General features: G+C 69.7%; 20 protein-coding genes. 5 read left to right on the top strand and 15 right to left on the bottom strand.

Annotation, left to right across the window (positions count from 1 at the left end):
• Nucleotides 1–122: 122 nt before the first annotated feature.
• Nucleotides 123–878, bottom strand: coding sequence for a phosphoglyceromutase (locus tag IJ15_RS0104935; protein ID WP_197059749.1), 756 nt, complete (start codon nt 876–878; stop codon nt 123–125).
• Nucleotides 879–1,006: 128 nt separating this feature from the next.
• Between IJ15_RS0104935 and IJ15_RS0104930 the strand changes: the two genes are divergently transcribed.
• Entirely contained in the window at nt 1,007–1,966 is a 960-nt protein-coding gene (locus IJ15_RS0104930) for an ABC transporter substrate-binding protein (RefSeq protein ID WP_051918508.1), read from the top strand.
• A 64-nt stretch (nt 1,967–2,030) separates the two neighbouring features.
• On the opposite strand, the gene IJ15_RS0104925 is transcribed toward IJ15_RS0104930, so the two are convergent.
• The 6 genes from IJ15_RS0104925 to IJ15_RS0104900 are packed head-to-tail and all read right to left on the bottom strand — an operon-like array spanning nt 2,031 to nt 7,971.
• The gene (locus IJ15_RS0104925) at nt 2,031–3,056 is read right to left on the bottom strand and encodes an ABC transporter substrate-binding protein (protein WP_031937233.1); all 1,026 of its coding nucleotides are present in this window, start codon (nt 3,054–3,056) and stop codon (nt 2,031–2,033) included.
• The gene (locus IJ15_RS0104920; RefSeq protein WP_051918510.1) at nt 3,053–3,889 is read right to left on the bottom strand and encodes an ABC transporter ATP-binding protein; all 837 of its coding nucleotides are present in this window, start codon (nt 3,887–3,889) and stop codon (nt 3,053–3,055) included. Before IJ15_RS0104920 ends, IJ15_RS0104925 begins: the two co-directional genes overlap by 4 nt.
• Before the next feature lie 32 nt (nt 3,890–3,921).
• A complete protein-coding gene (gene fepG, locus IJ15_RS0104915) occupies nt 3,922–4,983 on the bottom strand; it encodes an iron-enterobactin ABC transporter permease (protein WP_051918507.1) in 1,062 nt (353 codons plus the stop codon).
• Nucleotides 4,980–6,056 (bottom strand): Fe(3+)-siderophore ABC transporter permease, encoded by a 1,077-nt coding sequence (locus IJ15_RS0104910; RefSeq protein WP_031937230.1) that lies wholly within the window; start codon nt 6,054–6,056, stop codon nt 4,980–4,982. The genes fepG and IJ15_RS0104910 overlap by 4 nt, the downstream gene beginning before the upstream one ends.
• Entirely contained in the window at nt 6,053–6,943 is an 891-nt protein-coding gene (locus IJ15_RS0104905) for a siderophore-interacting protein (RefSeq protein ID WP_031937229.1), read from the bottom strand. Before IJ15_RS0104905 ends, IJ15_RS0104910 begins: the two co-directional genes overlap by 4 nt.
• Nucleotides 6,944–6,978: 35 nt before the next feature.
• Nucleotides 6,979–7,971: an ABC transporter substrate-binding protein gene (locus IJ15_RS0104900; RefSeq protein ID WP_197059748.1), complete on the bottom strand. Its 993-nt coding sequence runs from the start codon at nt 7,969–7,971 to the stop codon at nt 6,979–6,981.
• Between the two features lie 221 nt (nt 7,972–8,192).
• Between IJ15_RS0104900 and IJ15_RS0104890 the strand changes: the two genes are divergently transcribed.
• Nucleotides 8,193–9,950, top strand: coding sequence for an ABC transporter ATP-binding protein (locus IJ15_RS0104890; protein ID WP_051918509.1), 1,758 nt, complete (start codon nt 8,193–8,195; stop codon nt 9,948–9,950).
• Nucleotides 9,947–11,713 (top strand): ABC transporter ATP-binding protein, encoded by a 1,767-nt coding sequence (locus IJ15_RS0104885; protein WP_031937226.1) that lies wholly within the window; start codon nt 9,947–9,949, stop codon nt 11,711–11,713. The genes IJ15_RS0104890 and IJ15_RS0104885 overlap by 4 nt, the downstream gene beginning before the upstream one ends.
• Before the next feature lie 12 nt (nt 11,714–11,725).
• Here IJ15_RS0104885 and IJ15_RS26910 read toward each other — a convergent pair whose 3' ends face one another.
• Both IJ15_RS26910 and IJ15_RS0104875 read right to left on the bottom strand, forming a co-directional pair.
• Nucleotides 11,726–11,857: a hypothetical protein gene (locus IJ15_RS26910; protein WP_269321473.1), complete on the bottom strand. Its 132-nt coding sequence runs from the start codon at nt 11,855–11,857 to the stop codon at nt 11,726–11,728.
• A 101-nt stretch (nt 11,858–11,958) separates the two neighbouring features.
• Complete coding sequence (locus IJ15_RS0104875) at nt 11,959–12,759, bottom strand: helix-turn-helix domain-containing protein (RefSeq protein ID WP_031937225.1); 801 nt, start codon at nt 12,757–12,759, stop codon at nt 11,959–11,961.
• 43 nt (nt 12,760–12,802) lie between these two features.
• On the opposite strand from IJ15_RS0104875, the gene IJ15_RS27040 reads away from it, so the two are divergent.
• Nucleotides 12,803–13,138 (top strand): FAD-dependent monooxygenase, encoded by a 336-nt coding sequence (locus IJ15_RS27040; protein WP_407984012.1) that lies wholly within the window; start codon nt 12,803–12,805, stop codon nt 13,136–13,138.
• A 27-nt stretch (nt 13,139–13,165) separates the two neighbouring features.
• Here IJ15_RS27040 and IJ15_RS0104865 read toward each other — a convergent pair whose 3' ends face one another.
• From IJ15_RS0104865 to IJ15_RS0104840, 6 genes are all read right to left on the bottom strand, one after another.
• On the bottom strand, nt 13,166–14,758 hold the full coding sequence (locus IJ15_RS0104865; protein ID WP_031937223.1) for an AMP-binding protein: 1,593 nt from the start codon (nt 14,756–14,758) through the stop codon (nt 13,166–13,168).
• A 174-nt stretch (nt 14,759–14,932) separates the two neighbouring features.
• Nucleotides 14,933–15,262: a transglycosylase family protein gene (locus IJ15_RS0104860; RefSeq protein ID WP_031937222.1), complete on the bottom strand. Its 330-nt coding sequence runs from the start codon at nt 15,260–15,262 to the stop codon at nt 14,933–14,935.
• Between the two features lie 429 nt (nt 15,263–15,691).
• Nucleotides 15,692–16,234 carry a type III secretion system chaperone family protein gene (locus IJ15_RS0104855; protein WP_051918506.1) on the bottom strand — a complete coding sequence of 181 codons (543 nt, stop codon included), beginning with the start codon at nt 16,232–16,234 and terminating at the stop codon, nt 15,692–15,694.
• Entirely contained in the window at nt 16,231–17,568 is a 1,338-nt protein-coding gene (mshA, locus tag IJ15_RS0104850) for a D-inositol-3-phosphate glycosyltransferase (RefSeq protein ID WP_031937220.1), read from the bottom strand. Before mshA ends, IJ15_RS0104855 begins: the two co-directional genes overlap by 4 nt.
• A gap of 25 nt (nt 17,569–17,593) precedes the next feature.
• Nucleotides 17,594–18,490, bottom strand: a complete 897-nt coding sequence (locus tag IJ15_RS0104845) for an alpha/beta fold hydrolase (protein ID WP_031937219.1) — start codon at nt 18,488–18,490, stop codon at nt 17,594–17,596.
• A gap of 22 nt (nt 18,491–18,512) precedes the next feature.
• A complete protein-coding gene (locus IJ15_RS0104840; protein ID WP_031937218.1) occupies nt 18,513–19,691 on the bottom strand; it encodes an MFS transporter in 1,179 nt (392 codons plus the stop codon).
• 94 nt (nt 19,692–19,785) lie between these two features.
• Here IJ15_RS0104840 and IJ15_RS0104835 point away from each other — a divergent pair.
• A partial coding sequence (locus IJ15_RS0104835) for a PIG-L family deacetylase (protein WP_031937217.1) occupies nt 19,786–20,201 on the top strand: 416 nt, incomplete at its 3' end.

Raw genomic sequence — 20,201 nt, 5'->3', positions numbered from 1 at the left:
TTGCGCACTTGTCGCGGTCCGGACGCAGAGAACCCCGCGTTCTGCGCACTTGTCGCGGACCCGCAGGGGTCCGTTGTCGCGACAAGTGCGCAGAACGCGGGGTGTGAGGCTCGGGCGAGGGACTACTTGGCGCCCTGGTTCGCGACGGCGGCGGCACCGGCGGCGGCCGCGGCGGGATCGAGGTACGTTCCGCCCGGGTTCAGCGGCTTCAGGTTCTCGTCCAGGTCGTAACGCAGCGGGATGCCGGTCGGAATGTTCAGGCCCGCGATGTCCTCGTCGGAGATGCCGTCGAGGTGCTTGACCAGTGCGCGCAGCGAGTTGCCGTGCGCGGTGACCAGGACGGTCTTGCCGGCCTTCAGGTCGGCCGCGATCGTCTCGTCCCAGTACGGGATGAGGCGCTTGACGACGTCGAGGAGGCACTCGGTCAGCGGGACCTCGGGCAGGTCGGCGTAACGCACGTCCTGGTCCTGGCTGTACTCGCTGCCGGCCTCGATCGCAGGCGGCGGGGTGTCGTAGCTGCGACGCCACAGCATGAACTGGTCCTCGCCGAACTCGGCCTTCGTCTGGGCCTTGTTCTTGCCCTGCAGCGCGCCGTAGTGGCGCTCGTTGAGACGCCAGTCCCGCACGACGGGGATCCAGTGGCGATCGCACGCGTCGAGTGCGAGGTTCGCGGTGCTGATCGCGCGACGCAGCAGCGACGTGTACAGGACGTCCGGGAGCAGGTTGTGCTCGGCGAGCAGTTCACCGGCCCGCTTGCCCTCGGCCATGCCCTTGTCGGTGAGGTGCACGTCCACCCAGCCGGTGAACAGGTTCAGCGCGTTCCATTCGCTCTCGCCGTGGCGGAGCAGCACAAGTGTTCCGGTACTCATGCCGTCAATCCTGGCATGACGGGTATTCGCGCTCGCGCGACCCGTCCGCATCCCCGCCGGTCGTGCGACGTAGCGCACCCCGAACCGGGCAACTCGAGTTAGGTTAGCCATGCCTATATCTACTCGAGAGGTTCGTCATGAGATTCCCCCGCGCGGCCGCGATCGCCGCTCTCCTCAGTGCCGCCGCGGTCGTCGCGGCAGGCTGCTCGTCGGCAGAGTCCGCACCCGCCTCCGCCTCCGCCGGCTGGAGTTACACGACCGGCTACGGCAACACCGTCTCTCTGGACGCGGCGCCCCAGCGAATCGTCGTCGACGCCTACTCCGCCGCCGCGCTGTGGGACTACGGCATCCGTCCTGCCGGGATCTTCGGCTACGGCATCACAGGAGGGCAGGCCACCGGCAACGCCGACGTAGCGACGATGAAGGTCGTCGGTACCGACGGCGAAATGAACATGGAGGCCCTCGCCGACCTCGACCCGGATCTCGTGATCGGTTACGGGAACTCCGACGATCCGACGTCCTGGACGTGGTGGGACGAACCGATGGCCCAGAAGGTCAACAGCGTCGCACCGTTCACGGCCGTGAAGTTCTCGGGTGTCCCGCTGCCGGACGTGCTCGCCGAGTACCGCGACCTGGCCGCCGCGCTCGGCGAGGATGTCGACGGCGATGCCGCCACGTCGGACAGGGCCGCGTTCGACACGAACTCCGACCGCATTCGCAAGGTTGCCGCCGAGCGACCCAGCATCTCGCTGCTGCCCCTCAACGGCGACAGCAGCTCGCTGTACGCGGGGACCACCAAGCTCGCCCAACTCAGCTACCTGAGCGGGCTGGGCGTGAACTTCACCGGACCGGACGGCGACAAGGGATGGGCCGACCTGAGCTGGGAGCAGGTGCCGTCCTACCCTGCCGACATCGTGATGCGGTACGTGCAGTCCCACGAAACGTTCGCCGCCTCCCCGATCTTCGTCCGCCTGCCCGCCGTCACGGCCGGGCAGGTCATCGACTGGGACGACAAGCGCCCCAACACCTACGGCAACTACGCGGCGTGGTTCGCGGAGCTGGCCACGGTGATGGAGAACGCCCGCGAGGTCGCCTGACCTCGAACGAGACTCGGCCCCCGGTGAAGGACTCCCGGGGGCCGAGTCGTGTGCGGAGTGCCGGTCAGAACATGTGCGCGCCCTGTTCGAGGACGTCGAGGAAGATCGTCGCCGTGAGGGCGAAGCCCTGGTTGTAGCGGGCGTCGGTGGTGATCACATTGCCGGCCTGCACCGCGGGCAGCCGCAGCCACGTCGGGCTGACGCTGGTCGGAGGAACGGCTCCGGCCTTCGCGGACTGCACGATGATCAAGTCGACGTCGGACAGCTGGTCGAGTTGCTCGAGGGACAGCTCGATCGAGTTGTCGGCGTTGTGGTCGTCGCGGAACGCCAGCTCGAGTCCGGCGTCGATGCCGACGCTGGTGGTGAGCGTCCGCTGGTGCACCAGGACTCCCGACTCGGTGTACACACACAGCGCGATCTTCTTGCCGCCCAATCTTTCCTGCAACAACGGCCGCAGCTGCGCGAGTCTGTCGCCGTATCCGGCGACGGCGGCCTCGGTCTCCCGGGTACGCCCCAATTGTGTGGCCTGGCCGGTGAGGGCTCCGCGCCAGTCGACGGGCCCGCCGCCGGTCCGCGGGACGTCGTCGCCCACCACGAGCAGCGGCGCGATGGCCGCGAGCCGCTCGTTGCCGTACCAGTCGCTTTTGTAGCCGATCTGGGTCATGACGATCAGATCGGGTTCGAGGTCGAGTAGCGCCTCGTAGTTGATCGTGTAGCTGCCGGCGTTGTTCACAGGCTGGGCCCCGACGACGGTGCGGCCCGGGAACTGGAATCCGATGGGCTGGTTAGGGAACCACGAGTTGCCGGATCCGACGATCGGGTATCCCATCATCAGCGCGAACTCGAGATCGACGCGGCCGTCGAGCACGACGACGCGCTGAGGGTCCTTCGGGACCTGGCCGGCGAAGTCGCCCCATCCGTACGACACGGTCTCGGCAGTCGGCGTCGACTCCGCGGTGGAGCATCCCGCCAGGGCGACGGTGGCGACCACTCCGGCGCCGATCCCGAGGAAGCGACGCCGGCTCAGCCGGTCCACGATCTCGGCCCACTCCTGTTCGGATACAGAATGATTCGCGAGCAGTGTGGTCATGACACTCCTTCAGAGGTTCGCGGCCGCCCGAGGGGAATCACGAGCGGTGTGTGGGTGACGGGGTCGTCGATGATGCGGCACGGCAGGCCGAAGACGTCCTCGACGAGATGCTCGGTGACGATGTCCGAGGGCGCGCCCTCGGCGACGATCGCACCGTCCTTCATGGCGATGATGTGGCTCGCGTAGCGGCACGCGTGGTTGAGGTCGTGCAGCACCGCGACAAGGGTCCGGCCGCTGGTCTCGTTGAGTTCGCGGCACAGCTCGAGCAGTTCGATCTGGTGCGCGATGTCGAGGAACGTGGTGGGCTCGTCGAGCAGGATGAGCGGGGTCTGCTGCGCCAGCACCATCGCGACCCAGACCCGCTGGCGCTGTCCGCCGGACAGTTCGTCGACCAGCCGCGCCGACAGTTCCGTCACGCGGGTCGCTGCCATCGCGCCGACGACGGCATCCTCGTCCTCTCCGGACCACTGCCGCAACAGTTTCTGGTGCGGATACCGTCCACGGGCAACGAGATCGGCGACGGTGATGCCGTCCGGCGCGATCGAGGTCTGCGGCAGCAGCCCCAGCCGACGTGCCACCTCCTTCGCCGGGTACGACGAGATCGCGCGGCCGTCGAGCAGCACGCTTCCCGACTGTGGCGTCAACAGCCGCGAGAGCCCGCGCAGCAACGTCGACTTGCCGCACGCGTTCGGCCCCACGATCACCGTGAAACCACCGTCCGGGATCTCGACGTCGAGGTGTTCGGAGATCACCCGCTTGTCGTAACCGATGGTGAGGTCCTCCGCGCGCAGCCGGTTGGGCGTCGCCGCGGCTTCCACTGTCTTGCTGGTCATCTCGTTCCTCGTCAGCACACTGGTTCGATCGGTCACTGTTTACGCGCCTCCCGTGCGAGCAGCCATGCGAAGTACACGCCGCCGATCGACACCGTGACCACGCCGACCGGCAACTGGTGCGGCGCGAAGGCGCGCTGGGCCACGAAGTCGCTGACCGTCAGCAGCGCGGCACCCATCACCGCGGCGGGCACCAGCGCCACCCCGGCACTGCGGGTCAGTCGGCGTGCCAGCTGCGGGGCGGCGAGCGAGACGAAGCCGATCGGTCCCGCGGCGGCGGTCACCATCGCGGTGAGTGCGACGCCGAGGACCACCAGGCCCAGCCGGGTCGGTTCGGCCCGCACGCCGAGCGCCCTGGCGGCGTCGTCGCCCATCTCGAGCATCCGCATCCGCCTGCCCAGCATCAGGATCGCCGGCACCAGGACGAGCAGCAGGACCGTCACCGGCCCCACCTGGCTCCAGCCGAGCGAGCCGAGCGAGCCGGCACCCCACACCGCCGCGGACATCGCAGTCTCGAGGTCGGCCTTGAGGATCAGCCACGTGTTGACCGACGCGAGCATCGCGCTGATGCCGATGCCGACGATGATGAGCCGGAAGCCCTGCACGCCCCGCTTGTAGGCCAGCAGGTACACCGCGGCCGCGGTGGCGATACCGCCGATCAGCGCGCCGGCGCCCACCTGGTAGTAGCTCCCGCCGACGATGAGGATCACCACGAGCGCGCCGGTGTAGGCGCCGGAGTTGAAGCCGATGATGTCGGGGCTGCCGAGCGGGTTACGCGTGAGGGACTGGAAGATCGCGCCGCTCATCCCGAGTGCGGCACCGAGCAGGATCGCCAGCAGCACGCGCGGCAGGCGCCATTCGACCACCACCATGTGGATGCGCGCCGGGACGTCCCCGAACAGTGCCTGCACCACCTGCCCCGGGGGCACGTAGTAGTCGCCGCTCCCGAGCGCGAGCACCGCGACGGCCGCCGTGATCGCGGCCAGCACGAGACAGACGACGGTAGTCCGCACGTCGATGCGGCCCGACCACGGGCCGGGACGGACGACGCGCGTACGCCGGCCGAAATCGATCCGGGTCTCGGTCTCGGTGCTCACAGCCCACTCACCTTGCGTCGTCGGACCAACCAGATCAGGACGGGCGCGCCGACGAACGCGGTCACCACTCCGACCTGCAGCTCGCCGGGCCGGATCACGATGCGGCCCAGGATGTCCGAGGTGAGCAGCAGAATCGGCGCGCACACCACGGTGTACGGCAGGATCCACCGCTGGTCGGGCCCGACGAACCACCGCGCGACGTGCGGCACCATCAGCCCGACGAACCCGATCGGACCGGCCGCCGCGGTGGCGGCGCCGCACAGCAGCGTCACCGCGATCACGCCCACCACGCGGGTACGCAGGATTTGCGCACCGAGAGTGCGGGCCAGGTCGTCGCCCAGGGCGACCGCGTTGAGCGGACGGGCGATGACGAGAGCGAGCACGAGACCCACGGCGATGAAGGGCGACACCCCGAGCGCGACCTCCATCGACCGACCCGACAGGCTCCCGGCGTTCCAGTTGCGCATCTGGTCGAACGCCGACGGATCGAGCAGCGTGATCCCCGACGAGACACCACCGAGCACCGATCCGATCGCGACACCGGCCAGGGTGAGCCGGACGGGTGTCGCACCGCCTCGCCCGACCGACCCCAGCGCGTACACCACCACCGTCGCGACCACGGCGCCGAGAAACGCGAACCAGATGTACGACCAGATGCTGGTGAGACCGAACACCGCGACGGCGATCACCACGGCGAACCCGGCGCCCGCGTTGACGCCGAGGATCCCGGGATCGGCCAGCGGATTGCGCGTCATGGCCTGGATCAGTGCGCCCGCGATCCCGAGCGCGGCACCGACCAGCAGGCCCAGCACGGTGCGGGGCACGCGCAGCTCGCGCACGATCACGTGATCGTTGGAGTCGTCGAAGTGCACGAGGGCGTCCATCACGGTGCCCAGCGGAATCCCCTTGGAGCCCACCGCGATGCTCGCGAGAACCACGATGACGAGCACCGCCGCGCACACGAGCAGCCCCGCGGTCCGGCGGGCGTTGGTGCGGGCGAGACCCTGCGCCCGCTCCGCCGTCTCCGGCTTCTCGCTACGAACTTCCCCCTCGGTCGAGACGGTGGTGGTCACAATCCCGCGTTCTCCAGCGTCCGGTCCACCTCGTCACGGATGTCCTCCTCGTCGCGGTCGGTGTCGTCCCATACCGCGTCCAGGCGCGCCTTGACGGTCTCGTCGAGGGCGTCGTAGCGCGCCCGCCACTCCTCCGCCTTGTACGTCCAGTACCCGATCACCTTGTAGGCGTCGGCCGGAAGCCCGAGGTCGTGGCGCAGGTACTTGCGGATGTCGCGGAGCATCGTCGACTCCCCCGCGACCCAGACGTAGCCGGTCCCCTCCGGGATGCCCAGGCGGCGAATCGCTTCCGGCAGCGCGCTGGCGGCGATGCCGTTGCCGGTGCCGTGCAGCCACACGAACTCGACGTCGGCCGAGGTCTCGATCCGCTGCTCGTGGCTCGGATCGGCGACCTCGACGACCGCGGTGGCCCGCACGTGCGCGGGCAGCTCCTCCACGAGGCGTCCCAGCGCCGGCAGTCCGGTGGCGTCGGTGACGAAGATCTGCCAGTCGGTGTGAGCCGGTGGTTCGTACAGACCGCGGGACTCGCCGAGGTACAGCACGTCGCCGGGCTGCGCGGACTGGGCCCAATCGCTGGCCACGCCGCCCTCGTGGACGACGAAGTCGATCGTCATCTCGCCGCGCTCGCCGTCGAAGCGCCGGACGGTGTACGGCTGGCACGGTGAGGGTTCCTTGCCCTCCGGGTAGATCCATCCGCGACCGTTCGTGGCATTCGGGTCGATCTCCGGCAGGACGAACTCTCCCGTCGCCGGCACCGGAAAGTGCAGGCGCAGGTATTCGTCGCCGATCCCGGCGGACGTGAACCCGTTCAGACCGCCGAAGACGATCCGGACCATTCCCGGGGTGAGGGCGGTGGCGTCGACGACGGTGGCACGGAACAGTTCCATGAGAGTAGAGCCTCGTTTCGGAAAGGTGTTGTGGCTCAGCCGAGCCGGGAAAGAAGGGTGTCGAACTGGGCGACGAGTTCGATGGCGGAGTACACCGATCCGAACTGCAGCCGCTGATCGATCGCCTGGACGCGTCCGGCCGCCACGGCGGGGACGCGCTGCCACAGCACGTCGCTGGCCAGTGCGCCGAGATCGCCGCGCGGAGCGAGCACGATCAGCCCGTCCAGGCCGTCCAGCAGTTCGAGCGACTCCATCCCGAAGCTGTCGGAGTCGGAAAGCCCACCGATACTGCCGAGCGTCCCACCGACATCCGCGAGTACCTGCGGCGGGAGGCGCGAGCCACCGTTGTGGACCAGGTAGAACTGGTCCTGTTGCAGGCTGACGATCCCGAAGCGGGCGCGCGCGAGCGTGTCCCGGTGCCGGGCGCGGAACGCTGCCGCCACCGCGTCGTACTCGGACAGAACGCGGTCGAAGGTCGCGGTGCGTCCCAGCCAGTCAGCCAACCGGGTCAGGTTCTCCTTCCAGGGAACCGTGAACTCGGTGGTGATAACGGGTGCGATGTCGAGCAGCTTGGGCGCAGGCCACATTTCGCTGTCGAGGTTGACACACACGATCAGGTCCGGTGCGAGTCCCAACACCTCCTCGAGATCGACGGGCGCCGCGAGCACGCGAGTGTCGACCGGCGGCAGCCAGGGTGCCGGGGTGTCGTAGCTGGTTGCGATCACCGGAAGTTCCAGAGCCAGGGCCGGTTCCAGATCGAGCCGGGAATCGATCACGACCACCCGCTGCGGCGCGACCGGGATGTCGTAGGTTCCGAGCGGGGTGGTCACGGTCCGGGTCGCGGCGTCAGCGATGTCCGATCCGGACGACGTTCCGCATCCGACGGTGAACGCCGTCGCTCCGAGGGCGATGGCCCCCAGGAAGCCCCGGCGCGACAGCGCTGCGGTCAGCTCGGCCCACTGTCGATCCACGGCGTCCGCATCGACATGCGGCGGCGCTACGGGAGCAGGCGTCAGAAGTGAGGTCACAGCGTTCTCCAGAGGTACGGCCCCGCCGGACGGGCACCGGCAGGCGAGGTAAGCCTCACCTGAAAGTACGGGAGGAGTCTCGGCAGCGCGATGCCCTGAACTGCGCGAACACGCCAACCGATATCGCAAATCGGCCACATCTCGCCGAATGTCCACATCACGACAGCCACTGGCCGTTTCGTTGCTACCGAGGCCGCAGGCTGGTCCCTAACGTGGCCGCCGTGCCCGACACCGAAACATCCGCGACATCCACGACATCCACGGCCTTCGCGAAGTCTCCCTCCCCGACCCCACGATCGGTGATCCGCGCGGCGATCACCGCCGACGGCCGCGCCCGCCTGCTCGCCGGTGCGTCGGCGGGGTTCACCGGCCACCAAGTGGCCGAGGCCCTGGTCCCGGTCGTCATCGGTGCCACGATCGACCGCGCGGTCGCGACCGGCGACGGCGCCGCGTTCGGACGGTGGGTACTGGTGATTGCGGTGCTGTTCGCCGGCCTGACCCTGAGCTGGCGACTCGCGGCACGCACCGCGATGAAGGTCAACGAGCACGGCGCGCACTCGCTCCGGATGGCGATCACCCGACGGACGCTCGACCCGCACGGCATGAGCCCGCGCCGCCCACCCGGCGAGGTGTATTCGATCGCCACCTCCGACGCGGGTGCGGTCGCCGGCTTCACGCACACGCTGTCGACCAAGCTGGCCGCCGCCCTCGGTGTCCTCACCGCAGCGGTGTCGCTGCTGCTCATCTCGATTCCGCTGGGTCTGCTCGTCCTGCTGGCCACGCCCCCAGTGCTGCTGCTGATGCAGTGGCTCGCGAAACCGCTCGAGCGCCGCAGTGCGGCCGATCAGGCCGAGGGCGCGCGCGCCGGCGCCGTTGCCACCGACCTGATCGGGGGGCTGCGGGTGCTCGTCGGCCTCGGCGCTGCCCCGCAGGCCGAGCAGCGGTACCGCGCCGCGAGCCGCGGCGCACTGGCCGCCACCATGCGGACCCAACGGGCACAGTCCCTGTACTCCGGAGCGAACACCCTCGTGGGCAGCGGTTTCCTGGCGTTGATCGCGTTCGTCGGGGCCCGCATGGCGATCTCCGGATCGATCTCGGTGGGGCAGTTGATCGCGGTCGTCGGCCTGGCCCAGTTCCTGCAGGGCCCACTCGTGGACGTCGCCTACTTCGGCGCCGGCCTCGCCCGTGCCCGAGCGTCCGCGGGACGCGTCGCCCGGTTGCTGGGCACCGGCTCGGCGGTCGCGCCGGCAGCCGACCCGGGCAGCGTCGCGGACACCTCCGTCGTCACCGTCGACCGCGTGACGACCGACAGCCTCGCCGGGGTGAGCCTCACCGTCCGCTGCGGCGAGATCGTCGGCGTCGTCACCGAAGACGGTCGACAGGCGAAGGATCTGATCGACGTCCTCGCACGACGGATCAACCCGCTGTCCGGAACCGTTTCGATCGACGACACCCCGGTCGATCTACTAGCGATCGACGAACTCCGCGCCACAATCTTTGCGCCACCTCATGATTCGGCCCTCTTCTCCGGGTCCGTCGCCGACAACGTCGCGGCCGCCGCACGGCCGGGCGCCGACCTGGCCGCGGCGGTGACGGCCGCGGCGGTCGACGAGATCGAGACGGCACTGCCAGACGGACTGGACACACCGGTCTCGGAACAGGGGCGTTCCCTCTCCGGTGGCCAGCGCCAGCGAGTCGCGCTCGCGCGAGCCCTCGCCGCCGACCCACCCGTCCTCGTCCTGCACGATCCGACGACCGCGGTGGACTCGGTTACCGAGGCCCGGATCGCGGACGGCATCAGACGGCATCGCCGCGGCGGCGCGACGCTGTTGCTCACCACGAGTCCCGCACTGCTCGGGATCTGTGACCGCGTCGTCGTCCTCTCCGGCGACGGCACGGTCGAGGGCACCCACGCCGAACTGCTCGACGCCACAACCAATCCCCACGCCGGGGCCTACCGATCGCTGGTGACCGCATGACCACGACCGAACGCATACTCCTGCCGACGGCGTCGCCGGCCCGCACCCGGGCCGAACTGTGGCGGCTGTTGCGCCCGCACCGTGTCGGGGCGGTGGCCGCGGTCGTTGCGCTCACCGCGGCAACCGCGGTGGGACTGTGCACGCCACTGGTTCTCGGTGCGATGGTCGACGCCGTGACCGACGGCGGTTCCGGAGTGGTCGGGCGGATCGGGTGGCTCGGCGGGGCGCTGGCAGGCATCGCAGTCGGCCAGTCGATGCTGGTGACCGTCAGCAACTACCTGATCGCGCGCGTGGGCGAGACGCTCGTCGCGGACCTGCGCGAGGAGGTCGTCGACCACGCTCTCGACCTCCCGCTGCAGGACCTCGAGGACGCCGGCCACGGCGATGTCGTTTCACGCGTCACCGGCGACGTCCACCTGGTCACCGAGGCCGTCTCCCGCGCGGTGCCCGTGTTCGCGACGGCGACCCTGACGATCGGGCTGACGCTGGTGGGGCTCGCCGGACTGGACTGGCGCTTCGCGGTGGCGGCGGTGATCGCGGCACCCGTCCAGATCGGTGCGCTGCGCTGGTATCTGCGTGCGTCCGCCCCCGTCTACCGTCGTGAACGCGAGGCCGAGGGTGCCCGGGCCCAGCAGATGCTCGATTCGCTCACCGATGTCGACACCGTCGGGTCGTTGCGCCTGGCCGAGGCTCACGAGCGGGCCATCGAGTCCCGGTCCCTCGCGGCCGTCGACCTCAGCCTGCAAACGACTCGGCTGCGCACCCGGTTCTTCGGCCGCCTCAACGCCGCCGAGGCGATCGGGCTCACGGCTGTCCTCGGTGTCGGTTTCCTGCTGGTGCAGCAGGGGCAGGTCACGCTCGGCGCCGCGACCGCCGCCGCACTGTTCTTCCACAGGCTGTTCGACCCGATCGGATCCGCACTGCTGGTCTTCGACGAACTCCAGGAGGGTTCGATCGCGCTGTCGCGCCTGGTCGGCGTCACGCTCGCACCGGGTCGGGGCGAGCCGTCGGATCCGGCTGTGCCGGAAGACGGTTCGGTCGGCCTGCACGGGGTGTCGTTCGCGTACCGCGCCGGTGGCCGTTCCGTGGTCGACGACGTCGACGTCCGGATCGCGCCGGGCAGCAGCGTGGCGCTGGTCGGGCCGACGGGCGCCGGGAAGTCGACGCTGGCGAAGCTGGTCGCCGGCATCCACGACCCCGTCCGCGGTCGCGTCGAGATCGGCGGCGTGGAGCGCGGGCGCATCCCCACCGCGGAAGCCGTCCGCACGTGCGTGCTGGTCTCGCAGGAGACGCACGTGTTCTCCGGAACCGTCGCCGACGACCTCCGGTTGGCGGCGCCCGACGCCACCGACGACGAGTTGACGGCAGCGCTCGCCGCGGTGGGCGCGGACGGTTGGGTCCGGTCCCTGCCCGACGGGCTCGCCACCTTCGTGGGTGCGGGCGGCACCACGGTGACCGCCACCGAGGCACAGCAGTTGGCACTGGCCCGGGTGGCCCTGCTCGATCCGTCGGTGCTGATCCTCGACGAGGCGACCGCCGAGGCCGGCAGCGCCGGTTCCCGGAAGCTGGACCGCGCGGCGGCGGCGCTGGGGCACGGTCGCACGACCGTGACGGTGGCGCACCGACTTTCGCAGGCGGCACTCGCCGACCGGATCCTCGTCGTGGAGAACGGCCGAATCGTCGAGGACGGGTCGCACGCGGACCTCGTCGCCGCGGGCGGGACGTACGCCCGGTTGTGGACGGCCTGGGAATCTGCCCGCTGACACCGCTTCCGGTCAGGACAGGGCCGACGTGTGGTTCGACTCCCACGGCTCGATGACCGGACCGAACTCGGCGAGGAACGCCCGGACGTGCGGCGTGTCGCCGTGGGCGGGGTAGACCTTCACTCGGATGAACGCGGTGTGCACGGCGGCAACCTCTCGACGACCGTTCGATTCTGCGGTCGTACCACGCTAGGGCGATCGAAAAGAACTGCGGCAGAGAACTTCCCGCCGATCGTGAGGAGCACTCAGGCGGTGGACCGGATCCGCCCCTCCGCGAGGACGGTGCCGGGCGTCCGGCCCGTCGCGCGCCGGAACACCGCGACGAATGCACTGGCGGTGTCGTAGCCGACCCGGCGTCCCACCACCGACACCGGAACGCCGGCCTCGAGGTAGCGGACGGCGGCACGGATCCGGACGTCGGTGCGCCACTGCGCGAACGTCATTCCGGTTCCCTGCGAGAACACCCGCGTCAGCGTCCGCACGCTGGCGCCCGCCGTCTCGGCCCATTCGGCGAGACTCCGCCGGTCGCCCGGGTTGGCCAGCAGCGCCTCGGCGACCAGCCTTGCCCGGGGGTCGACGGGCAGCGGCACCACGTCGATCCGGTCGTCGAGCGGCGCGAGCATGTCGAACGCCACCTGCTCCGCGCGCGCTCGCGCCTCGTCCGGCATGTCCTCGCGGTGCATGTGGAGCAGCACCTCGCGCAGGAGTGGGCTGACCTCGAACAGGCCTGGGCGCGTCCATGGGCACGCCCGCGCCTCGGGCCGGAAGTACGTGCAGTAGAAGGTGGTCCCCGGTGCCGCCGACACGGCGTGCACCAGTCCCGCGGGAATCCAGAGACCGGTGTCGGGCGGGACGATCCAGTCGACCCCGTCGACAGCGACCTGCAGGCTGCCGCCCGTCGGCCCCCACAACAGTTCGTGCTCGGGATGGCTGTGCGGTCGCCACGAGCGCCGGACCGGACACCGGTGCGCTCCGGTCGTCATCGAGTACGGATACGCGACCGCCCGCGCACCCGGCGCGGGCCGCGACTCGCATGCAATCGACATGCGGGCAGTATACAAATCTATTTAGGTAAACCTAAGTGGCATCGTGTCGGAGGTTCACACTTGCACCGAATACCTGCAGATATCCCGAAACAAGGACGTCGAGGCCTTCGACGTAGAACTCCCGGGTCGTGCCCGACGGCCAGTTTCCAGTGAGAGCACCGATACCCTGGTGGTGGGCGCGGGCCCGGTGGGCCTGACCGCTGCTCTCGAACCGCGCCGTCGCGGCGTCGACGTCGCGATCGTCGATCTACTGACCCAGACTCTGCAGTATGCGAAGGCCGTCGGCATCCAGCCCCGCAACCTCGGATACCGCTGCGAGTCGACGAGCCTCGACGACCTGACCCGGCACCTCGACCGGACCCTGCTCCCCCGCGGCTGACCCGCGAGGAAGCAAAGGCCTCGGGCGTCAGCCGCGACCGGCCTCGCTCGCGCGCAGGTCCTTGCGCAGGATCTTGCCGGCCGCGGACTTGGGCACCACGTCGATGAACTCGACCCTGCGGACCTTCTTGTGCGGTGAGACCCGCTCGGCGACGAATGCGATGACGCCGTCCGCGTCGAGGTCCGCGCCCTGCTGCCGGACGACGAACGCCTTGGGCACCTCCTCGCCCTCGTCGTCGAGGACCCCGATGACGGCGGCGTCGGCGATGAGCGGGTGAGTGAGCAGCAGTGCCTCGAGTTCGGCGGGCGGAACCTGGTAGCCCTTGTACTTGATCAGTTCCTTGAGGCGGTCGACGATCGTGACGACGCCGCCGGCGTCGACGGTGGCGATGTCACCGGTGTGCAGGTAGCCGTCGGCGTCGAGGGTGTCGCGGGTGGCCTGTTCGTTGCCGAGGTACCCGATCATGATGTTGGGGCCCTTGCACCACAGTTCGCCGGGCGCGCTGACACCCTCGGCCGGGTACTCGACCTCCTCACCGGTGGCCGGATCCACGATCTTGCATTCCATGTTCGCGATGGTGGGGCCCACCGAACTGAGCGCGATGTCGTCGCGGTCGAACGGGATGGCGTGGGACACCGGGCTCATCTCGGACATGCCGTAGCCCTGCCGCACGCGGCACGACAACCGGTTCGCGACGGCCTTGCCGAGTTCCTCGTCGAGCGGTGCGGCACCGGAGAAGATGGTGTGCACGCTCGACAGGTCGTACTGGTCCACCAGGGGATGCTTGGCGAGCGCGACCGCGACGGGCGGTGCGACGAAGACGTAAGTGCACTTCTGTTCGGCGACGATCCGCAGGAACTCCACCAGGTCGAATCTCGGCATCGTGACCAGGCTCGCGCGCTCGAACAGGGCCGCGTTGAGCAGCACGGTCATGCCGTAGATGTGGAAGAACGGCAGCACCGCAAGGATCTTGTCGTCCGATGCGATGCCCATCCGGGGGTGGATCTGGCACACGTTGGCCACGAGGTTCCGGTGCGTGAGCATGACGCCCTTGGGGCGGCCGGTGGTGCCCGACGAGTACGGCAGCACCGCGAGATGCGTCGCCGGGTCGAACGACACCTGCGGCGGCGGGGCGCCCGCGGTGAGCAGGTCGCGCAGCGACGGATGCCCCTCGGCGCCGTCGAGGACGATCAGGTGGTCGTCGTCGATCCCGACGGCGGCGGCGGCGTCCTTGGCCTGCGGGAGCAGCGGCGAGACGGTGATGAGGAACGTCGCGTGCGAGTCGGTCAGTTGTTTGGCGATGTCGTCGGCGGTGTACAGCGCGTTGATCGTGGTCGCGGTGCCGCCGGCCCGCAGGATCCCGTGGAACACCGACGCGAACGCCGGCACGTTGGGCGAGTGCAGACCCACCACCTCACCGACCCGCAGACCGCGCGCCGCGAGGGCTCCCGCGACGGCGTTGACGTGCCCGATCAGCGTGCGGTAGTCGGTGACCGCGCCCGAGGCCCCGTCGATCATCGCCGGCCGGTCGAGATCCGCGGCGTCGATCGAGCCGAACAGGAAGTCGTACACACTCAGGTCGGGAATCTCGACGTCGGGGAAGGGACTGATGAAGCTCATGGCTCTCCTTCGAGTGGGGGCGCACCAGGCGGAACTACCCGTTACCGACCGAAACATATACGCCTGTGACCACAGTCACAAGGTGGGCCGACACTACCCCGAAACAGCTGAAGGGTCCCTTCGCGCGCTCGCAGCGCACGAAGGGACCCTTCAGCTGACTAGACCCCGAGGGGATCAGAGGTACTGACCACACACGGGCCAGGCGCCGCGGCCCTGGCCGGCGAGGACGTTCTCGGCGACGCGGATCTGCTCTTCGCGGGAGTTCTGGTGCGCCATGCCCGAGCCGCCGAAGGCGTTCCAGGTGCTCTGCGTGAACTGCAGGCCGCCGTAGAAGCCGTTTCCGGTGTTGGCGGCCCAGTTGCCGCTGGCCTCGCACTGTGCGACGGCGTCCCAGTTGCCGGACGCGGCGTTGGCGGTGCCGGTGCTCATCGCGAACGGGGCGGCGACGAGGGCGGCGGTGGCGGCGACGGTGCCGAGGGTGCGCTTGACGTTGAACTTTGCCATTGGGGGGTGGATCCTCTCCATGTTGCTGGCGAGGCGGCCGTCGGACGATCCGATTGATCGATCCGGGCTCTGGTTGGCCTCGCCTCTGCCCCTCGAAAGGTCTTCTCGTTCCGATCCCGCGGGGCAGAGTCAGCGGCGGCGGGTCGGGGTCTTGCGTGTCTTACCGGTGTTGCTTGCTCGAGTTCGTTGGTTGATCTCGTGCTGGTTACAACCGTAGGCATCGATCACGGAAAGGTCACGGGTCGATTTTGTGAGACGCCCGTACGTGAAAAGGTCCATGAGCTGGTAAAAGTGGCAGTTCAAGTGCCATGAATCGGGTAGGGCTACCCGCCTCGTTGCATATTCGTTATGTGACTCGGATCACGCAAAAGTGGTGAACGGTGTCACGGAATCTCGGCCGGATAACGGCCGGACAGGGCTCGCGGGACGTCAGCGAGACCCGGGATCGACGGCCCATCCGGGGCCGTTCGCCGCCCCATCTTCGCCCTCGACGAGGTGTTTGAACGGCTGCAGGTTCGCGAGCGACTCGCCCCGCGACACCCGCCAGGCCCACTCCCGCTTGATCGACGTCGCGAACCCCAGTTCGAGCAGGACGTTGAAGTCGCCGTCGGCGGCCTCGAGGACCTGCCCGAGGACACGGTCCAGTTCGTCGCCGTCGACCGCGCGGGACGACAGCCGGCCCACCAGGTAGATGTCACCGACCTTGTCGATCGTGTAGTGCACGCCGTACAGCCTGCGGTTACGGCGCAGCAGGTACTTGTAGACGCCCTCGAAGTTCTCGTCCGGCTTGCGGCACACGAAGGCCTCGATCCGCACACCGTGGTTGCCGACCGTGAGCATCGTCGTCGTCTTGAGCTTGTGCTCGCCGGGCAGTTCGACGACGAACTGGTTCTCGCCGTGACGGCTGTAGTCGAGTTCGCGTTCCTTCAGCGCGGCATCGATGACAGCCACGGTCCGTTCCAGTTCGCTCATGCCCGCACTCCACTCGTCCGACGCAACTTCCACAACCCTCGCGACCGGCGCGGGGAGAATTCGCCGCCGTCGAACCGGTCGTACATCGCGCGCGCGGCGCGATAGCTCGCGAGCAGCCCGTCGGCGGTGTGCTCCCACGAGAAGTTCTCGGCGTGCCGGGGGGCGCGCGCCGCGAGCTCGTCCAACAGGTCGGGCGCGGTCACCAACGACTGCAGCGCCGACGCCCAGTCGTCGGTGCGGTGACCGCTGACGAGCAGACCGGTCTCGCGGTTGCGTACCGCGACGCCCAGCCCGCCGACGTCGGCGGCGATCACCGGTGTCCCGCAGGCCTGGGCCTCGATGGCGACCAGCCCGAAGGACTCCGAATAACTCGGCACGGCAACCAGATTCGATGCCCGGTAGACCTCGGCCAGCCGGTCCGGCGGTTGCGGCGGCAGGAACGTCACGCGGGCCCGGACGCCGAGCGCCTCGGCCAGTTCGATCAGCGAGTCGGGGCGTTCGAGGCCCGTGCCGGACGGCCCGCCGACCACCAGGACCCGCAGCGGCAGGTCCGGTTCGCGGGCGATCACCTCGGCGGCGGCGCGCAGGAGAACGTCGGGGGCTTTGAGCGGCTGGATGCGTCCGACGAACGTCACGATCGTCTCGGTGGGGTCGAGGCCCAGGGCGGCGCGGGCCGCGAGTCGGTCGCCGGGCCGGTAGCGCGACAGGTCGGCGCCCGGTGCGACGACGTCGACCTTGTCCGGGGACGCCCCGTAGATCGATGCGAGCTGGGTGGCCTCGTCGGCGGTGTTCGCGATCAGCCGGTCGGACTCGGCCACCACCTGCCGCTCACCGATCTGCCTGGCGGCCGGTTCGGGGGTGTCACCGGCGGCGAGGGAGGCGTTCTTCACCGCCGCGAGGGTGTGCGCGGTGTGGATCAGCGGTACGCCCCAGCGGTCGCGGGCCAGCCACCCGACCTGACCGGACAGCCAGTAGTGGGAGTGCACCAGGTCGTAGTAGCCGGGCTCGTGCCGCACTTCCTCGCGCAACACGCCCGCCGCGAACGCGCACAGCTGGGTGGGCAGTTCGTGCTTGTCGAGGCCCTCGTACGGGCCGGCGGCGACGTTGCGGACGCGCACACCCGGCGCGGCGTCCTGCACGACCGGATCGGCGGACGACGTCGCCCGCGTGAAGATGTCGACCTCCACGCCACGACGCGCGAGTTGGATCGCGGTCTGCAGCACGTACACGTTCATTCCGCCCGCGTCGCCGGTGCCGGGCTGCGCCAGCGGTGACGTGTGTACGGAGAGTACGGCGACCCGCTTGGGTTCCGCGCTGCTGTGCTTGGGTGTCACGCGTCCATACTGCCTTGTCGCTCTGTCATGAGGTAATTGCGCCGGATGTCCTGTCGGAGCAGGGAACCTGCGCCGATCCCCCGTCGCCGATTCCGTCGCAGAATGCCCGGACCTCGCCGACGAACCGCGCCGGGTCCTCCACGAACGGGCCGTGCCCGCAACCCTCCCAGTACGACGCGGTGACGTCCGGAATCAGTGTGACGGCGTGCTCACCTGCGGAGATGTCGACGACGGTGTCCGCGGTGCCGTGCAGCACCAGCGCCGGGACGTCGAGGCCGCGCAGCACGTCGTCGTGGCTCGCGGACCGCCGGAACAGCGCCGACCGCACCCGCGGCGGGGTGGTCAGGCCCGCGCCGAGCAGTGACTGCGACCACGCGCCCTTGGCGGCGTCGGCGTCCCCGATGGGGCCGGTGAGTGCGGTGCCGAAGCTGCCCAGTGCCGGGACGGCGACCTCCGGGTCCCCGGCCATCGCGGCCGGGATCGCGGCCTTCATCGCCGCACCGACCGCGCCGCCCGCCTCGCCGCGTCCGATGCTCGTGATCGCGCCGACGAACACCACGCCGTCGACGGCGGCGGTGCCGTGCGCGGCCAGGTAGTCGCAGATCACCAGGCCGCCGTACGACCAGCCGAGCAGGACCGCACCAGCCGTGACGCCCTCCGCCGTCAGCACCGCGTCGACGTCTCCGGCCCAGTTCGCGGAGTCGTCGTAGCCGGCGGCCGGGGCGTCGGAGTAGCCGTGTCCGCGGAGGTCGACGGCGATCACCCGGTACTGCTCCGACAGCGCGGCGAGGACGTCGTCGCCCCAGCAGCGCGACGACTGCGCCCAGCCGTGCAGCAGCACCAGCGGGCGCGCGCCGAGGCTGCCGAACGTTCGGTAGACGAGGGTGGTGCCGTCGCGGCCGACGGTTTCACGAATGGCCATGCGGCCACCCTAGGTGGGGCGGTTACTTCGCGCGGCGCAGGAGGTGGGCGCCGAGTGCGACGGCGAACGCGACGGCGCCGGACGCGACAGCCACCGCGAAACCTGCGCGGGTGCCGAAATTATCGATCATCTGGCCGGCCAGCGCGGAGCCGACGGCCACGCCGACGCCCAGTCCGGTCACGGTCCAGGTGATGCCCTCGGTGAGCTTGTCGTGCGGGACCACCGATTCGACGAGTGTCGTCGCGATGATCATGGTGGGGGCGACGCTGATGCCGGCGAGCGCGAGGGCCCCGGTGAGGGCGAGCATCGAATCCACCAGCAGCAGCGGCCACAGCAGCAGGGCGACGGCGGCGGTCGCCAGCACCAGTTGGCGGCGCAGCGCCGCACCGGGGCGCAGTGCCCCGAACACGACGCCGGCCACCGCGGACGCGCCCGCGAACAGTGCCAGGGCGACGGTCGCGACGGCCGGTGTCCCGCGCTCGGTCGCGAACGCGATGCTCACGACGTCGACGGTGCCGAAGATGGTGCCCATCCCGAGCATCACCGCCACCAGCGCCCACATCGCGGGGTTGCGGACCACCGATCCCCCGACGTGCTCGCTGCGATCGCGTACCGCCGGTTCGGTGTCACGCTGGACGACGAGAGCGAAGGTGCCGATCACGAGCAGGATCAGCGCGACCAGCGGCCCAGCCTCGGGGAACACCGACACCGACAGTCCGACCGAAACCACCGGGCCGGCAATGAAACACACCTCGTCGAGGACGGATTCGAACGCGAACGCGGTGCGCAACTGGGGTTGTCCGCGGTACAGCGCGGTCCACCGGGCGCGGACCATCGCGCCGATCGTCGGCATGCATCCGGCGGGGATCACGAGCAGGAACAGCACGAAGTCGGGGGCCTCGAACCGGACGCACAGCAGCATCGCACCCAGTGCGCAGGCACTGATCGCGGACGCGGCCGGCAGGACGCGCCGCTGCCCGTAGCGGTCGACGGCGCGGGACACGAGCGGGGTGAGCGCGGCGTAGGCGAGCGCGAACACCGCGGACAGCGCGCCGGCGAGTCCGTAGTCGCCGCGCAACTGCGACAGCATCGTCACGATGCCGATGCCCACCATCGCGATCGGCAGGCGGGCGACGAATCCGGCGGCGGAGAACGCGGCGGAACCGCGGGCGGAGAAGATCTCCCGGTAGGTGCCGATCATTGCCGGTGGTTCTCCTGACGGCCGGTGAGCAGTTGTCGGTGGAGAGTTTGTCACCCTTGCCACGCGGCGCGACCAGTGTGTAAGCATTCTCGGCATGAGCGTTCTGGTCTGTTTCCATGCCCACCCCGACGACGAGGTGTTCGTGACGGGCGGAGTGATGCGGCAGGCGGCCGACGCCGGCCATCGCGTCGTCGTGGTCACCGCGACCGACGGCGCGCTCGGCGAGGTCCCCGACGGTCTGCTCGCGGACGGGGAGACGCTCGCCCAGCGGCGCCGCCGTGAGCTCGAGGCGTCGACGTCCGTGCTCGGCGCGCACCGGGTGGTGATGCTGCACTACGCGGATTCGGGCATGGCGGGCACGCCGGAGAACGCGAACGCGGACGCCTTCTGCAACGTCGACGTCGACACCGCCGCGGCGCGGCTCGCGGAGATCCTCGTCGAGGAATCGGCGGACGTGTTGACGATCTACGACCCCAACGGCGGGTACGGCCACCCCGATCACATCCAGGT

It is taken from the genome of Prescottella defluvii (assembly GCF_000738775.1).
Taxonomy (GTDB): Bacteria; Actinomycetota; Actinomycetes; order Mycobacteriales; family Mycobacteriaceae; genus Prescottella; species Prescottella defluvii.
Note: the sequence above shows the minus strand (reverse complement) of the source record. Positions and strands in the feature narration are given on the sequence as shown.

Bases quoted from the DNA above. Each gene is read 5' to 3' on its own strand.
- IJ15_RS0104930 (WP_051918508.1), top strand. From the start codon at position 1,007: ATGAGATTCCCCCGCGCGGCCGCGATCGCCGCTCTCCTCAGTGCCGCC.
- IJ15_RS0104925 (WP_031937233.1), bottom strand. From the start codon at position 3,056: ATGACCACACTGCTCGCGAATCATTCTGTATCCGAACAGGAGTGGGCC.
- IJ15_RS0104920 (WP_051918510.1), bottom strand. From the start codon at position 3,889: ATGACCAGCAAGACAGTGGAAGCCGCGGCGACGCCCAACCGGCTGCGC.
- IJ15_RS0104905 (WP_031937229.1), bottom strand. From the start codon at position 6,943: ATGGAACTGTTCCGTGCCACCGTCGTCGACGCCACCGCCCTCACCCCG.
- IJ15_RS0104885 (WP_031937226.1), top strand. From the start codon at position 9,947: ATGACCACGACCGAACGCATACTCCTGCCGACGGCGTCGCCGGCCCGC.
- IJ15_RS0104875 (WP_031937225.1), bottom strand. From the start codon at position 12,759: ATGTCGATTGCATGCGAGTCGCGGCCCGCGCCGGGTGCGCGGGCGGTC.
- IJ15_RS0104865 (WP_031937223.1), bottom strand. From the start codon at position 14,758: ATGAGCTTCATCAGTCCCTTCCCCGACGTCGAGATTCCCGACCTGAGT.
- IJ15_RS0104860 (WP_031937222.1), bottom strand. From the start codon at position 15,262: ATGGCAAAGTTCAACGTCAAGCGCACCCTCGGCACCGTCGCCGCCACC.
- IJ15_RS0104855 (WP_051918506.1), bottom strand. From the start codon at position 16,234: ATGAGCGAACTGGAACGGACCGTGGCTGTCATCGATGCCGCGCTGAAG.
- IJ15_RS0104845 (WP_031937219.1), bottom strand. From the start codon at position 18,490: ATGGCCATTCGTGAAACCGTCGGCCGCGACGGCACCACCCTCGTCTAC.
- IJ15_RS0104840 (WP_031937218.1), bottom strand. From the start codon at position 19,691: ATGATCGGCACCTACCGGGAGATCTTCTCCGCCCGCGGTTCCGCCGCG.